This is a genomic window from Acidovorax delafieldii 2AN (assembly GCF_000175235.1).
GTDB lineage: Bacteria > Pseudomonadota > Gammaproteobacteria > Burkholderiales > Burkholderiaceae_C > Acidovorax > Acidovorax delafieldii_B.
In genome coordinates, this window is record NZ_ACQT01000086.1 from 1 (window position 1) to 14,751 (window position 14,751).

Annotated in this window: 14 protein-coding genes and 2 pseudogenes; 9 read left to right on the top strand and 7 right to left on the bottom strand. The window is 60.3% G+C overall.

Annotated features, from left to right (window positions below):
- Nucleotides 1–124 precede the first annotated feature (124 nt).
- Nucleotides 125–457 (top strand): annotated as a pseudogene (locus ACDELDRAFT_RS25705) (SOS response-associated peptidase family protein); the annotation flags it as partial.
- 161 nt (nt 458–618) lie between these two features.
- Here ACDELDRAFT_RS25705 and ACDELDRAFT_RS12165 read toward each other — a convergent pair.
- The 3 genes and pseudogenes from ACDELDRAFT_RS12165 to ACDELDRAFT_RS12175 form a co-directional block, all read right to left on the bottom strand.
- Nucleotides 619–1,401, bottom strand: a pseudogene (locus tag ACDELDRAFT_RS12165) (Y-family DNA polymerase); the annotation flags it as partial.
- A gap of 3 nt (nt 1,402–1,404) precedes the next feature.
- Complete coding sequence (locus ACDELDRAFT_RS12170) at nt 1,405–1,839, bottom strand: LexA family protein (RefSeq protein ID WP_005797090.1); 435 nt, start codon at nt 1,837–1,839, stop codon at nt 1,405–1,407.
- A 316-nt stretch (nt 1,840–2,155) separates the two neighbouring features.
- Nucleotides 2,156–2,362 (bottom strand): helix-turn-helix domain-containing protein, encoded by a 207-nt coding sequence (locus tag ACDELDRAFT_RS12175; RefSeq protein WP_040329005.1) that lies wholly within the window; start codon nt 2,360–2,362, stop codon nt 2,156–2,158.
- Between the two features lie 153 nt (nt 2,363–2,515).
- Between ACDELDRAFT_RS12175 and ACDELDRAFT_RS12180 the strand changes: the two genes are divergently transcribed.
- The 8 genes from ACDELDRAFT_RS12180 to ACDELDRAFT_RS12215 all read left to right on the top strand — a co-directional run bounded on the left by ACDELDRAFT_RS12180 (nt 2,516) and on the right by ACDELDRAFT_RS12215 (nt 8,642).
- Nucleotides 2,516–2,770 carry a hypothetical protein gene (locus ACDELDRAFT_RS12180; protein WP_005797094.1) on the top strand — a complete coding sequence of 85 codons (255 nt, stop codon included), beginning with the start codon at nt 2,516–2,518 and terminating at the stop codon, nt 2,768–2,770.
- On the top strand, nt 2,763–4,268 hold the full coding sequence (locus tag ACDELDRAFT_RS12185) for an Arm DNA-binding domain-containing protein (protein ID WP_005797096.1): 1,506 nt from the start codon (nt 2,763–2,765) through the stop codon (nt 4,266–4,268). The genes ACDELDRAFT_RS12180 and ACDELDRAFT_RS12185 overlap by 8 nt, the downstream gene beginning before the upstream one ends.
- A 242-nt stretch (nt 4,269–4,510) precedes the next feature.
- A complete protein-coding gene (locus ACDELDRAFT_RS12190; RefSeq protein WP_232504760.1) occupies nt 4,511–5,047 on the top strand; it encodes a hypothetical protein in 537 nt (178 codons plus the stop codon).
- A gap of 41 nt (nt 5,048–5,088) precedes the next feature.
- Complete coding sequence (locus ACDELDRAFT_RS12195) at nt 5,089–5,460, top strand: hypothetical protein (protein WP_005797100.1); 372 nt, start codon at nt 5,089–5,091, stop codon at nt 5,458–5,460.
- Entirely contained in the window at nt 5,453–6,049 is a 597-nt protein-coding gene (locus ACDELDRAFT_RS12200) for a hypothetical protein (protein ID WP_232504761.1), read from the top strand. Before ACDELDRAFT_RS12195 ends, ACDELDRAFT_RS12200 begins: the two co-directional genes overlap by 8 nt.
- A 31-nt stretch (nt 6,050–6,080) precedes the next feature.
- Nucleotides 6,081–6,335, top strand: a complete 255-nt coding sequence (locus tag ACDELDRAFT_RS12205) for a hypothetical protein (RefSeq protein ID WP_005797104.1) — start codon at nt 6,081–6,083, stop codon at nt 6,333–6,335.
- Between the two features lie 68 nt (nt 6,336–6,403).
- Nucleotides 6,404–8,344 (top strand): peptidase M41, encoded by a 1,941-nt coding sequence (locus ACDELDRAFT_RS12210; RefSeq protein ID WP_005797106.1) that lies wholly within the window; start codon nt 6,404–6,406, stop codon nt 8,342–8,344.
- A gap of 139 nt (nt 8,345–8,483) precedes the next feature.
- The gene (locus ACDELDRAFT_RS12215) at nt 8,484–8,642 is read left to right on the top strand and encodes a hypothetical protein (protein ID WP_157764924.1); all 159 of its coding nucleotides are present in this window, start codon (nt 8,484–8,486) and stop codon (nt 8,640–8,642) included.
- A 267-nt stretch (nt 8,643–8,909) separates the two neighbouring features.
- On the opposite strand, the gene ACDELDRAFT_RS12220 is transcribed toward ACDELDRAFT_RS12215, so the two are convergent.
- The 4 genes from ACDELDRAFT_RS12220 to ACDELDRAFT_RS12235 all read right to left on the bottom strand — a co-directional run bounded on the left by ACDELDRAFT_RS12220 (nt 8,910) and on the right by ACDELDRAFT_RS12235 (nt 14,564).
- Nucleotides 8,910–9,578, bottom strand: coding sequence for a hypothetical protein (locus ACDELDRAFT_RS12220; RefSeq protein WP_005797108.1), 669 nt, complete (start codon nt 9,576–9,578; stop codon nt 8,910–8,912).
- Between the two features lie 129 nt (nt 9,579–9,707).
- On the bottom strand, nt 9,708–9,896 hold the full coding sequence (locus ACDELDRAFT_RS24115) for an integrase core domain-containing protein (RefSeq protein ID WP_332375865.1): 189 nt from the start codon (nt 9,894–9,896) through the stop codon (nt 9,708–9,710).
- 7 nt (nt 9,897–9,903) lie between these two features.
- Nucleotides 9,904–10,824 carry a hypothetical protein gene (locus ACDELDRAFT_RS25070; protein ID WP_005797112.1) on the bottom strand — a complete coding sequence of 307 codons (921 nt, stop codon included), beginning with the start codon at nt 10,822–10,824 and terminating at the stop codon, nt 9,904–9,906.
- Nucleotides 10,825–10,826: 2 nt separating this feature from the next.
- The gene (locus tag ACDELDRAFT_RS12235) at nt 10,827–14,564 is read right to left on the bottom strand and encodes a hypothetical protein (RefSeq protein ID WP_005797114.1); all 3,738 of its coding nucleotides are present in this window, start codon (nt 14,562–14,564) and stop codon (nt 10,827–10,829) included.
- Nucleotides 14,565–14,751 lie beyond the last annotated feature (187 nt).

Below are 14,751 nucleotides of genomic sequence, written 5' to 3' on the forward strand. Positions count from 1 at the left end.
ACATATTTACAGTATAGCTCCCTGCTGCCAGAATGTTGCTATGTGTACCTACTACGAGGTCCCGGGCCGCGAGCAGCTGGTGCTGCACTTCGGTGACGTGCCCGAGGAAGAGTGGCGCGACAAGATGAGCCCGCTGTACCGTGGGCCGTTCCTGCGGGCCAAGGGCGGGGCAGGGCGCGAGCCGGTGGTGGGGCAGTGGGGCATGATCCCGCCGCACTCCAAGACGCACATCCCCACCGGCAAGGACGGCAAGCGCCTGAGCACCTTCAACGCCCGGCGCGAAGGCATGGCCAAGTCATGGACCTACGGCGGCCCCTGGCGCAGGGGGCAGCGCTGCATCATTCCGGCGCAGCTGTACGTGGAGCCCTACTGGGGAACCGGCAAACACATCCCCTGGCAGTTTGAGCGCGCAGATTGCGAGCCCTGGGGCCTGGCGGGCCTGTGGAGCGAGTGGGCCGACCCGGCCACGGGCGAGGTGCTGCCCAGTTACACCATGATCACGCAGAACTGTGACGACGTGCCGGTGCTGAAACTGATGCACCGGCCTGACCCCAAACGCGCGCCCGACAAGCAGGACAAGCGCACGGTGGTGCCGCTGGAAAAGGGGGATTGGGACACCTGCCCGAAGGACCGGGTGCAGGCGATCATCTGTTTGGGCACAGGGCCATGCTCCATCTCGATACAGCTGTACCCCTGGAGTTCTCGCACGGTGCGCTCCAACGTGATGCTCCAGCGCCTGCGGGCCGTGGCCGGGTCCAGGCCCCGCAGGGCCTGCACATTGCCGATGCCCAGCTCGATCAGCTGCGCCCCGAGACGCGGACCGATGCCCCACACATCGGTCACCGGCGCGCGCTCCAAGAGAGATTGCAACTGGCTGCTGGACAGCTCCGCCAGATTGCACACCTGGGCCAGCTCGGCGGGGTAGCTTCCCGGCTTGCGTTCGGCCGTCTTCGCGATGTGGTTGGCCAGTTTGGCGAGGGTTTTGGTCGGCGCAATGCCGATGCCGCAGGGAATGCCAATCCACTGCAGGATGCGCGAGCGGATGGCCCAGGCTCGGAGCGTTACGTCGCGCACCCCCTGCAGCCCGATGAAACACTCATCAATAGAGTAAATCTCCTGCGTGGGCCCCAGCGCCGCCGCCAGCGACATCATTCGGTCACTCATGTCCCCATACAGCGGGAAATTGGCCGACAGCGCCACCAGGTCGGCCGTCACTTCCAGATGGCGGATCTGAAACCACGGCGCCCCCATCTTGATCCCGAGGTCCTTGGCTTCGTTGCTGCGGGCAATCGCGCAGCCATCGTTGTTGGACAGCACGATCACCGGCCTGCCGTTCAGCGAGGGGCGGAACACCCGCTCGCACGACATGTAAATTTTGTTGCCGTCCACCAGGGCAAACATGGCTCACACCTGAAACCGCTTGATGCTGGCCGTCACCACCCCCCAGATCTCGATGGTCTGGCCCTCCTTGGGAAGAATGTCCGGGAAGGTGGGATTGGCGGCACGCAGCCGGATGCGGCCGAACTGCTGGTGCAGGCGCTTGACGGTGAACTCGCCATCCACCACCGCTACGACCACACAGCCATGGCGGGGCTTGAGGGCCCGATCGACCACGAGCAGGTCGCCATCGTCGATGCCAGCATCCCGCATGGAGTCACCGGCCACGCGCAGGAGGAAGGTGGCCTGGGGGTGGCGCACCAGCTCCGCCGTCAGGTCAATGCGCTGGGCCGCGAAATCCTCGGCAGGGCTCGGAAAGCCTGCGCGCACGCTGCAGCCGGCCAGGAGCAGGGGGCAGGGCGTGGGGGCAATCAAGGCGGATTGATTGCGGGCGGGGGGCATGGCCAATCGTGGATGCTGTATAAAACATCAGTGCATGACTGAATCGCCGACTTCTTCTCATGGAGGGTTGAATCGTGCAAACGGTGCTGCAAACAGGCCGAGGCGTTGCTGTCGGGGTGGTGCGCTATGCGTGGGGTGAAGATTGGGGCGCTTGGCTGAAACGGCGTGAATAAGGCGATCTCAAACTTTGAGAGGCGCCCCAGCAACCCTCCGCCAGCACCACGTGTTGGAGAAACGGCAATGTCATCCATTCCCAGTCACCTGGGGATGACGGATTCTGGCGCCATCGAGCGATGAGGCAAAGTGCTGGTAGCGCCTACTCTTCAGGCTGATATTCAAGGAGGTCGGCTACCGTGACTCCGAGATAGCGGCACAAACGGTCGATTGCGTCTACTTCGATCCGCTCGACTGTCTCTTGATATAGCCGCGTCAGCGTTCCGCGATTTATGCCGGTATCGCGGGCGACATCGCTGATTTTCAGCTTTCTTTCGCCCATCAAGCGGCCTAGGTGGCAGCGAATCATGGTCTTTAAAAGATGTTTTTGATCTTCTGTAGATCAAAAATGCTTGCAAGGGGGGATTTCTGGATACATAATGCTCTCCAGGAGATCAAAAAGTCCATTTGGGAGTCTTTTTGGCCTTCTAGTTTAGCAACCGGAAAGACTTGGAGCAAAGAAATGAACACTGAAGAGCCAACCTACTTGACCACCGACGAGTTGTCGACGCGGATCAAGTACGACGCACGCACAATCCGAGAGCGGCTCAAGGACAGCGTACTGATAGAGGGCATCCACTACTTCCGTCCGTTTGGCGGGCGAAAGATTTTGTACATCTGGGAGAGCGTCCAGCGCGACATGATGTCCGGCTCACGTGATCGGCCCACAGGTTTGAGTGCTATCCCGATGGCAAATGGAGGGGTGCTGCATGCCTAGCATTCGAAGCCGTGCTGATAACGGATTGCTGTTTTTTGACTTTCGATTCCAAGGGGATCGGTGCCGCGAACAGACGCTCCTCAGCGACACACCAGCAAACCGCAAGAAGCTTGAAAAGGTCCTGGCCAAGATCGAAGCAGAAATCGCCGCGGGCACCTTCGTCTATGCGAATTACTTCCCCAACAGCAAGGCACTAGCCCGCCTGGAGAAAGCCGCAGGGCAAGCTGTTCAGATCGCAGTGGCGCCTGTAGGCGTAGAAGCTCAGCACACTGCCGGTCCGCTCAAGGTTGAAGCTGAGCCTGCAAGCCCCACTCCACCGTTCTCCACCTTCGCCCTCCAATGGGTCGAAGAACACAAGATCGAATGGCGCCGCAGCCACCTGCGCTCGCTGATGTCGACCCTGAACGGACGACTGATCCCGCATTTCAAAGAAAAGGCGGTCAGCCAAATCACCAAGTCTGACATCCTCACATTCCGCGCCACACTCGCCAAAGTAAAAGGTCGCGGAGACAAGGAAGGGCTCTCACCCAAACGTATCAACGAAATCATTGGAACGCTAGGCCAGATCATGGACGAAGCGGCCGACCGATTCGAGTTTACGTCACCCATGACGGGCGTGAAGCGCCTGCGTGTGCGCAAGACCGATGTGGATCCGTTCAGCCTGGCGGACGTGCAGTCCATCCTGACAACCGTCCGAGCCGACTACCGTGACTACTTCACCACGCGCTTCTTCACCGGAATGCGTACGGGAGAGGTCCACGGCCTCAAGTGGCGCTACGTTGACTTCGAGCGCCGACTGATCCTGGTGCGCGAGACCTTCGTGCTGGGTGAGGACGAGTACACCAAGACCGACGGAAGCCAGCGTGATATTCAGATGAGCCAGCCCGTCTTCGACGCATTGCTGCGACAGCGTGAGGCGACAGGCAAGCTCTCGGACTACGTGTTCTGCAACATGGCCGGTCAGCCGCTTGATAACAAGAACTTCTCGGACCGGGTTTGGTACCCGCTGCTGCGCCACCTGGGATTGACCGAGCGGCGCCCCTACCAGATGCGCCACACCGCTGCGACCCTGTGGCTGGCTTCCGGTGAAGCACCCGAGTGGATCGCGCGCCAACTCGGTCACACCTCCACCGAGATGCTGTTCAGGGTCTACAGCCGCTACGTACCCAACCTCACGCGCCAGGACGGCTCGGCCATGGAGCGGCTGCTGGCCAGTCGGCTTGCCACCGGCCAGGTGCTGCGCATGGAGGGCGCCCACCTGCAGCAAGTGGGCGACAGCAACCTGTTCGCCGAAGCAGGGGGCAACGAACGGGCGCCCATGCCCGTGCCCAAGCCCCGAGGCCTAGCGCACGCGGGTACCAGTCGAACCCGAGCAAGCTGGTCACGCACACCGCAGGACATCACCTTGTCCGAAGGCCACGCGGGCGAAGACCCACAGCCCCCACCCTGGGGCGCGATGCGCGCACATGCCACGAAGCTTAACCCGCTGCACGCCTGAGTCCGCACTGAGCCACTGTCGACGCCTCCGAACCCCGCTGACACCAGGCAGCGGTCTGGGCGGAGCCTTGCCCGACGCACCCCCCCGGGGTGACGTCGCCCACCTGCCATTCACCTTCAGTCATTCATCGCCGAGAAACCATGAACCCACTCTCTGTGCGCCGACATCCCCGAGCCTCCTATTCTGAGAGCTGTTACGTACCACCTGCACCACCAGCACTCCGGGCTCCTCAGAGCCTACCGTTGTCCTCCCGCGTCGCGCAGATCTGCGATGTCGAGAGCCTGCTCGATCGCCTTCCCGACTTCGCCAACAAGAACCTGCGCAACTTCATCGCTGACGTGTTCGATCAGGCGCTGGTGTCGGCCTACGCCACGCAGATCAACGGCGCATGGGCGTTCGGGTGCAGCCAACCTGCCGGGCATTCCCTGCTTGACTGGAGCCTTCAGGCAGCCGAGCAGGCCTGGCGGCATCCGGCCCTGCGCGCCTGGGAGCGCGAAGTGGCGGCCACCGCTGCCCTGATCGCCCCTTGCGGACTGGCCGGATTCCTGCGGGACCGTCCTGACCGGAACCCTGTGTCCAGTCTGAGCAGAGATGCGCGCAAAGAGATCGCCGCGCGCCGCCTCGTGATCCTCGAAGCGGCCCTGCGTTGCTTGCGCTCCCGCGATGCCGACATCGGCCGCACCCTGGGCGCAGTGCTCGATGTCACGAACGACGAGGAGCTCGACCGCCAGCAGGTCGCACGTATCACCGCAGCTATTGGCTGCATGGCCGTCCTCTGACTGCGTGCCCCGAACCTTCGACAACAAATACCCAAACATCCATGAGTCACAAAACCAAACCCGCAGCAGCCAGCCTAGCCCCAACCCACCTCGTGCAGGAGCACCAGGGCGTTTGCATCTTGGCGTTGCCAGCAAGCTTTCGCAAAGCGGTCTCCGCAGAGCGCTGGGATGAGATCTACCGTGAACTGCATGCCCAGGTGCTGGAGCTCATTGAGCGACTGCCCGCCGCAGTTCACTTCGTCGCGATGCCCTTGTGCGTGGCCCAGATCTTGGGCGACGCTGATGCGGCTGAGATCGGCGAACTCTTGACGCAGGAGGAATTCATTCTCACGCCACGCGGAAGGAAGGGAGACGCCAGCAAGCGAGCAGCCACCCGCACGGCAACCTCCAAGAAAGGAGCCTCCCGTGCGTAATCACCGAGCCCGACAAGGGGCCCAGGACATGTTTGGAGACCCCAGGAGTTCGCACGCCCTGCAGGTCCGCGCTGAAGAGCGCGCCCGGTTGCTGGGGCAATTGCCGGGGCTTTCTAACCAGGCGCTGTTGCCCTTCATTGCTGCGGCCTTTGCCACCGATGAACTGGTGAGCGCCTATCTCATGCCCCTGCGTTCTGTGCCGCGTGAAACGGGCGAAGGAGATCCAACGGCGTTGTCGCAGTGTCTGGCCGCCATGGAGCGTGCCCGCCGGTGCAGAACCTTGGTCCTCAAATCCAGCTGGGAGCCTGTTGCCGTCGCCCTGTTGGTCAACCCCTGTGGCTGCTACCTCTGTCTGCGTGAGCTCATGCTGGGATGTCACTACCGATCGACGCCAGACATGTACCAGCGAATCCGCCGGGTCAGGGCAGAGGTGCTGAGCAAACCCTTGCAGGCGTTGTGTGATGTCGACCCGCAGATCGGACGCTATCTCGCCTGTCTCTTGGGTTCTGGCTCGTACGAGGGACTGGAAGTCCGGCGGGCGGTCGAGATGCAGAGGGCGGTGTACCGCGAGACACTATGGATGAGCTGACCCACAGGCATGACCACGAAAGGAATCGTCGATGCAATGGGTCACCCACCTGACGCTCCTGACGCTGAACGCCGTCAACGCGTACCTCATCTTCCGAAGAGATTGGGATCCGATGGATGCCTGGCGCTTCGTGGCGGGAGCTGCGATAGCGGTGCTCCTCACATTGCTCCTGCACCTGCTCCTGTTGGTCAGGCCCGAGGAGCGCACCGCGCTCCTGCGCGAACTGGCCAAGACTGCTAAAGCCGATCTGGATGCCTTCCTGAAGCTGCTGCGCTTCTGGCGCTGATCGCTGTCTTCCATTCACAGCGGTCACGTAAGACGTGGCCGCTGCAAATCACAGAAATTTTGATACCTATGCAAACCAACAACATTCCCTTGCACTCGCACATCAGCGAACGCAGCGCTCAGTTGCGAGACATCGCCGCAGAGCTCAAGACCGAGCTTTTGGGTATCGACGACGTCATCGATCGTGTGATGGACACGGTCAGGGCGTGGTACGTCTTGCCCGAGATCATCAACCGACCGGTCATCGTGAACCTGTGGGGGCTCACCGGCACAGGCAAGACCCAGCTCATTCGCAGCCTGTCCAAAAAACTCGGGTTCTATGACCGCCTGATCGAGGTTCAGATGGACGGCTATTCCAACGGTGGGGGGATGTCGGTCGGTTCGATGTTGTCGGACTCCGCGATAACCGAGGGGATGCCCGGCATTCTCGTGCTTGATGAGTTCCAGCGGTTCAGAACCGTGGATCTCGATGGACGCGAGCGCAAGGTCGAGCACTACATGGACGTCTGGGGATTGCTCTCCGACGGCAAGCTGCCGCCCAATATCAGCTTCCTGGGCGACATGGAGCGCAGGTTGGCTGAGGCGGCGTATCGTGAAGAATACAAACGGCTGGGCGCGAAGTCGGATGCCGACGAGGACGATGTGGTCGTGGAGCGGTTGTTTGCCCGGCAACCGCACAATGACCAATCGAAATTCGCACTGTCACCTTACCAGGCCCAAGAATTCAAAACGACGTTAAAGCTCCGGGAGTCCATCATGGAAATCATGACCTGGTCTCCGCAGGACCTGCATGGTCGTCTGGTGGCCTTCATGCAGGACCCCCATGCATGGGAGTCGGACTACTCGAAACTGCTGATCTTTGTCTGTGGCAATCTCGATGAGATGTATGTGGACGCAGCCAGTCGCGTGGAGGACTGCGACACGGATGCGGATGTGTTCCATGCCATGACGCGCAAGCTCTCGCTTATTGATGTGAAGCGGGCGCTGAGTGAGCGCTTCAAGCCCGAGCAAATTGCCCGGCTGGGCAACAACCATGTGGTCTACCCCAGCCTGAACCGCGCGACCTACCAAAAGCTGATCGAGGTCGCCGTGCGCGGATACCTTGAGGAAATCGAAGCGTCCAGCGGGCTGCGCTTTGAAGTGTCCGATGCCGTCAGGGAACAGATCTACGTCAATGCGGTGTTTCCGACGCAAGGAACCCGCCCGGTGTTCTCATCCGTGCACGGTCTGATGAGTGCGCCGCTGGTGGACTTCACACTCTGGGCGCTGGAGCAGGGCGCCGCGCCCGGACAGGTGCTGAGCATTGATGTGAACAGGGATGCAGGGCTTCTGGTCACGCGCTGGGGCGACAGGATGCATACCGTGCCCGTGGCGTTTGAGATCAGCAAGCTGCGCCAGCGGACCGATCCCGACATGCGGGCGATTCTGGCGGTGCACGAAGCGGGACATGGCCTGATCTACGCCTTGCTGTTCCAGCAGGCACCGCTGGAGATCCGCATCAACATGGCAACATTCTCCGGGGGCTACAACAGCTTCAATGCACTCAAAGTCAAAACCCGCGGCAATCTGCTCGATGCCGTGTGTGTTGCGCTCGCGGGCCGCGCTGCCGAGGAAATGGTGTTTGGCAAGGAGTTCCTGAGCTCAGGCAGCGAGAGCGATCTCAAGCTGGCCACACAGCAAATGGCGGCCTTTATCCGACATGCTGCGTTTGGCAAACGCATCAGCCATGTGGACGTCAGCACGGAGGCCGGGGAGAACATCAACACGGATGTAGCCAGTACCAATGCAGAAATTGAAGCAGGTCTGCTGACCCAGTACGAGCGTGCGCAGGGACTGCTCACCGCGAACAAGGTCCTCTATCTTCGGATGGTCAACGAGCTCGTCAACAAGGGGCAGCTGGAGCCACAGCAGATCCGGGAGTGGTTGGGGCTGGCACAGCAGGAGGCGCAAAAGGATGCCCTGGAGCCGTTTGAGGCGAAGCTGAGGGAGTTCGAGCGCCGGGCGGCGTGACAGTCGCCCACTGACCGGTACAAGTGGGATTGTGGCGGCACTGCGGACGGCGCCTGGGCCCACTGGCCAGGCCTGCCAATTCGCTGACTGGTCACGGGGATTTCTTGACCTGGTGGTGGGTTCGCCCTATAAGATCAGCATGCCTGAAGTCGTGCACCAAGTTCTCGCCGATCCCATCCTGGTTGGGCTGATCCTTTTTGCGGTTTTCGTCAATGCTGGAGCGCTGGGGCTGGAATGGGAGCGCAGGCGTGAAGCTATGGGCGACGCCGAGCCGCGCACCAGGAGCCAGTCAGAGTAAGCGTGGTGCCTTTGGAGATAGGCGATACGGTCTTGCAGTGCCTTGCAAGCTGCAAATAGTACAGTCTACGGGTTCTCCATCAGGTGTTGACCAAAGAAGGGCTTTACGTTCTGAGGCGCCAAAGCAGGCGGAGGCGATGCATCCCTTGGACTGCTGCTCGGACCCGTCCGACGACACCGCCTTGACCCACTTGTACAGGCTGTGCGCTGAGACGCCCTTGGTTCGGACGCCCAGTCCATGCGTCCTTGGGTTGCAGTCCAGTTCAGTTCAAGCATCGGCTGCCCCGTATAGCTTCACGCCTGCTGACCAACCAGGCAGTGCCATACCTACCTTGAGGCCGAAAATGGTCAATCCTTCCTCAATGCGCTCCATCGCTAAGACGTCGAAACCACGGATTCGCATGAGAGCAGTGGGCGACATCTGCACCAGGTCACCCAATCGATGGACACCGGCCGCGACAAGCAAGGCAATAACCGGGTCAGTGAGCTCATAAATCTCCGAGATTGGCCTGAAAAGGATAGGGTCCAGCAGTGCTTCTGGTGCATACTTTCGTCGCAAAACCTCTTGGGAAACGACGCGGCCACTGCTGAATGTGAGCGTGACCTGATTCTCAAACAAGTGGATGAAATCGGGCGACTGTACGATACGGCCATTCTGGATAGCCATGGTTCCGCAGAACCAGTCCGCAAAAACCGGAGCGGAGCACCCTGGGAAGACCATCGCCAAGCCTCGTTCGCTTGAGTTATACGTCGTTCCAGCCAGCGCGACCAGAAACAGCTTGTCGGCAACTATCGACCAAGTTGCGTCATAACCTCTTTGGTTTGCTGTTGAGCCTGCCATGAATTTCGGGAGCCCAGGAAGGCTATAGAGCGGCTCTGCATAGGTCCAATACTCGGAGCCATCCAAGTAGACCGTATCCATCGTTTGCGTTGTCATTTTTTCTCCATGAACCGCCCCGGCCATAGGTGGCTGACGCCGCCGATGCCAGGGTTTGCTCGACTGGGCTGCTGCCGGTCTCGTAGACACCTGACATGCTATGCCTCACACACAAAATTTCTGACAGGCTCAGGCCTCAGCGGGAGTTCTCATGTTCAGCTCCTGATGCGGGCGTCGGTGGTTGTAGAAGTGGATCCAGTCGCCGATCAGGCGGCTGGCATGCTGCAGTGATTCGAAGCGATGACGGTGCACGCATTGCTCCTTGAGCGTGCGGATCGCCTTGGGTAGTCCGCTTGTGGTGGCGAGTTGATCCAGGATGCTGTCACTAAAATAGACTAGCCATGCTTTCCGCGAGCGCCGCCTCGAGCCTCTTGCTCGCTTTCTTCGCGTCCGGAAAACCGACCAGAGTTGCCGAGAAGTTGACCCCGCCCCGGATGTCGAATTTCGCGTTGATGGTCAATTTCATCTCGAGAGATTCACTGAGCGAAGCTGCCAGGGATGCGAGTAACCAGCCCACGTCTTCGACAAGCGCCACGTCAAACACCCTGACGCCGATGTCTTTCTCCGTGAAGATTGAAGAGGGCTCGGGCAGTGACGCAAGCCGTACGCGGCATGATCGCGTGCCCTGATCGACACTTACCACCCGCCCAACCACTCGATGAATTTCAGCACCCTGAACTTGAACGGATCGTTTGGGCTGGTCGTTCGTTCCCTCGTGGATGATCTTGGCCCCATCGGTGATCGGGTCTGAGCTGCTTGCCAAAGAAACAAACGCGGCCCGGGCACGAGCCGGATCAGCCTCTGCAGAAAGCGCAGTGCACAGTTGTTCGGTCGACAGCTGCCTCTCGTGGAGGCGATCGATCAATGGGGATATCCGACACACCAGGCCCTTGGCGCATTCACGCTCAGCATGAGTTTCTTCTGCAAGGTCTTCGTCCAGACGCCGCTGGCGAGTCGCCTTGCGCGCCACGAACAAAGTCAGTCCCTGGGCATCTTCAGTGCGCACGCCGACAAAGGTCAGGTCGCGCGGGTGCGCATGCACCCCTTGGAGTTTGCTCTCTGCGTCCTTGAGGAGCCGGATAAGGTGCACAATTGGAAGCAGACGGGTGGCGCCATCCTTGAGAGCAAGTTTTCCCTGTCCAAGGCAATTTTGCTCTAGTACCTCGACATCTGAATTTGTTATATGAATCTGGGTTTCAAACGACGTGCAGAAGTCGCCGTGGGTAGGACAGATTTCAGTTCGCATAGCTACTCTTCTTCTTTCAGGTTGGAGATGACAAATAGAGCGACCCTCAGCACCGCCGTAAACCTCGCGGTGAGGACCTGGTTTTCTTTTGCTCGGGGAGCCAAAGAGACAACCGGGCGTTCACCAATGCTTTCATCGACCTTCAGCTTTAACTGATCATCGAAACTGCGGAGGAAGCGAAATTCCTCAGTAGTCAGGTGCGCCTTTCCCCTTCTGAGCAGAAGTGAAAAGCTCAGTGGCATCGACTCCAGGATGGGCTGCCAAATGGGGTATTGGTAGAACTTTGTCGGTGCTGCGCTCTCCCGCAACACGCACAGTCGAAAAAACTCGAGGGTGTCTCGATCCAGACCGAGGACCCACTCGACGATCTGAAGTCCATCGCCCGATCGAGCAACATTGATGTTTGCGTCGACCCCTCGCTGCCGCGCGGAGTTCCGGACACGCCGGGCGAGTTCGGCCTTCGTATCGTCATCGGGCACGACGTCCTCCAGTTCAAGCGCCGCCGAAACAGGGATTCCCGTGCTCTCGATGGCGCGATGTTTGGTCAGTCCGAGCGTTCGCACGATCAGATATCGCACGGAATCGAGGCGCGACACACGCCGTGATTGGGAGTGCTGCAGTGTCGTTGGCGCTACTGTTCTGGTTGGTTTTTGCGGATGCTTCACCATGCGGCGCACCAAGCCTTGCCGCAACCATGACCACTCGTCGAACGGCTGATGTGCCACTGCTCCAGAAAATGCATTGCGATTGCGGGACCGCGCTTTCCTCACCGCAGCTGCGTTTAGACTAACCTGACGCACGAAACCGGGGCCGATCGGCAAGTGACGCAGCAGTGATTCAACAGTCAGGGCGCGAATGAGAGACCAAGCGGACAGGTAGTTGCCGAAGGCTGACCGAAGATCCCCGTGGCCCGCCGCCGCCACTGCGTTTGCCGTGCGCGTCCAGTCGGCCTGCAGCGAGTCGATCCAACGTCCAAAACGTTGAAGATCGGAGGTGCCTGTCGACAGCCACTGCGCCGCTGCCGTTTCCCATCCAGGCCAGGCGATCTCCTGTACAGCGGCAGCGCGGACACTGTGCGGCCGAGCCTTGGCATCGCCGGTCGCCACCTTGAGCGCGGCCGACCAGATTTCCAGCAGCTGCGAGTCGCGAAGACCTGCTTCATCCGAGCCGTCTAGGCGCAGCAAAAGGTCGGGCGCCCCTACGTAACTTGCCAGGTTCGCGCGTAGTGCGTGAAGCTGGGCTGCACAAGCAGAGCCGAGGCGGACGACGCGGATTGCGTTCTCGGTTTTGTGCTGGTTGTAACCTTGCCTGCTGATGACGATGCCACCACCCGGGGTCAGGCAATTCCACGCCAAACTGGAGAGGTCTCCTGCGCGGGAAGGAAGCTCTTGACTAAGTGCCGCCCTGATTTGAATCAAGAGGTTGTCCACTGGGGATTCTGATACCCAAGACTGAGCTATTTGTACTGCCCGTGTCACGTCCGAACGACGCACCAGCACGCTAGAACTGGAGCCTCCGGGGAGCGGATCAGCGTGCTCATGAAGGAGCTCCAGCACTTCCATTGGCACCTGAATCTGACGGCGGCGAAGACTCTGAACCAGCGCCAGGGCGGCGTGGCGAACGCGCTCACACAGCCCATGCGTCTCCTGAATCGATGATGGACTTGCCAGTTGGTGGGTCCACTCAAGAAAACAGATCCATTCGTCTCGAGTCCAGTCTTCGGGTTCTCCCAGAAGATGCACCCTGCGCCGAGCAAGACTGAGGGTAGAGTAGTAGGTTGCCAGGGACGAGATCTGGTAGCGACCGTGGACGTCGTCTCGGGTTCGCACAAGCTCTTCGCAGATCCAGTCACGGAGCCAGCCTGAAAATGGCGTCCAGCGGGCTGCGGCTGCGGAGATTTCGCGGCGGCACTCAATCGCGCGGAGTCGGCGTTCACCCAGTCGCAGCGTTTGATTTGAGTACTTATTCAGGGCCTTCGATATGGCCTCCAAGCCCTCGTCCATTGAGTTCTGGCGGCTCTGGCGATACCAGCCTGTGGGGTGTCCGCTTGAAGCGAGATCGTCGACTTCCTGCCCCGCGAGCCTTTTGAGCGAATGCAGGGAAAGCGCGGGAGCGGGGACGTTGATTGAGCTGACAGCTACAAGTGATGGGGGCAGTTGAAGCCGGGCGTAGTTCTGAGCTGAATCGAGGATGAAGGCAAAGCGACCTTCAACGGACCTCGGCCACCGGACGAAGGGCAGTACTTGAGCAACGGCGACCGTTGCGGCACACATTACATCTTGCCGAGTCGTTCGATCGACGTCGGCCTTTAGTAATAGGTGCCAAGTGGAGGGCTGAATGGGTAGCCAGGTTGGCTCCAGAAAGTGGGGGCGCCGCCACATCAGACCCCAGCGGTTTCCCACGCGATACACATTCTTGGCACTGTCGGACGAATCCACTGTTTCGATCACGAGCTCTGGGTCGCTAATCAAATCGACAAAAATCAGGTGCAGCAGCGCAAGTGCCGGGGGGGCGGCCTGGACTGTTCCCTGTGCTAACGCTGACCGCACTTTTTCGGCTATGGCCCAGCCCATCAGGCAGCCGTCGGTGAGCGGCTGCAATACAGTGCGGGGATCCGGAACCTTTTCCCCGGGCCGCGCGGAGCGCACATCGAAACTGGCCGGCTCCAACCAGCATGGTGTCCATGTGTGTCGAGAGTGTTTAACGGTGGCGGGGCCGAACACCTTGAGACCTGTGGTCTCCATGGCCTCACGTAGTCGGTCTGCCGCGACCAGAGGTGGCACGTCTACGTACGCGCCTACGGTACGGCTCACGTCCCGCGCATGACCTGTCAGCGAACGGATGAGCCAGCGATCCGCGCCGTCGCGATCCAGGCTGGTAACCCATTGGCTCCGTCCGAAATTGACTTCGCTGTTGAAAAAGTGGTGCGCATGTGCCGTGATCTGGGCAGTTCGCGCGGGCGTGGCCATACCATCTGCTGTCCATTGCACAAATAGGGAGTCGTTAGCCTTGGTTGAAGCTCTTGTCCCTGCGGTTTCGGCTACCGCATGACATTCCAGTGCACTTGCCAGCAAGGCATGGACAGCCTTGGTCACCGGTATAAGGCGTGGCTGAGCACGCTGTCCAAGTGTGTCGTCTTTGTCGTGGATCGAAATTACCTGATTGGAAGAGAAAAGCGCGCCGAAGGTCAGCCTCTCCAAGCGGGTTCCACGATGCCCAGTCTGAACGACAAAGGCGAAGCACAGCAAGCTCAGCCATTGATTCAGGTGAGTCCAGGCCGCGCCATCTGCCGCTGCAAGAGCTGCCGTTCGAGCCATATGGATGGCGGCCACCAGACAGTTCCATCCGCCAGTGCATTCTTCATCGCTGAGTACTTTCGTGCAGCCTTGACGTGCAGACTGCAGGCCCTGTTCCGCTGCGGGGCCCAGGCCGAGCCACTCGTAGACTTGGTTCATTCGCGCCCTGAGGACTTCGCACTCGGGGCCGAAGTAGAACAGCGCGGCCGGCGCTGTGGCTGCGACGCGACCAGTCATCAAGGCGGAGGTCATGTCCGAGCCCGACAGCTGGAGAACGACGTGTGTCAGTGATCGAGCGAAGCGTGCTCGATGCGCCGGGTGTGCCGTATCGCCGCATCCACGCAAGAACCTGCGAAAGCTTTCCAAATCGAACTCAGTCGTGCGCTGATGTGCGACAAGGAGTTCGCCCAGAGTTTCTGCGGATCCGGTAACTGTGGACTTCATGGCGCGGAGCTTTTCGGAAACGACCGCCGGCAGAGGGCAGTAGATCGGCTCGAAGTGCGAAGGCGCCCCAGTGCGACCACGGTAGGCGCCGAAGTCCCACGCCCAACTGTGGCGGTCCAGGTCCAACCAGATCGTGTGGCTTGCCCCGAACCGAAGTTGGAGAGCGACCGAGTCTGTGCAGCTGGTG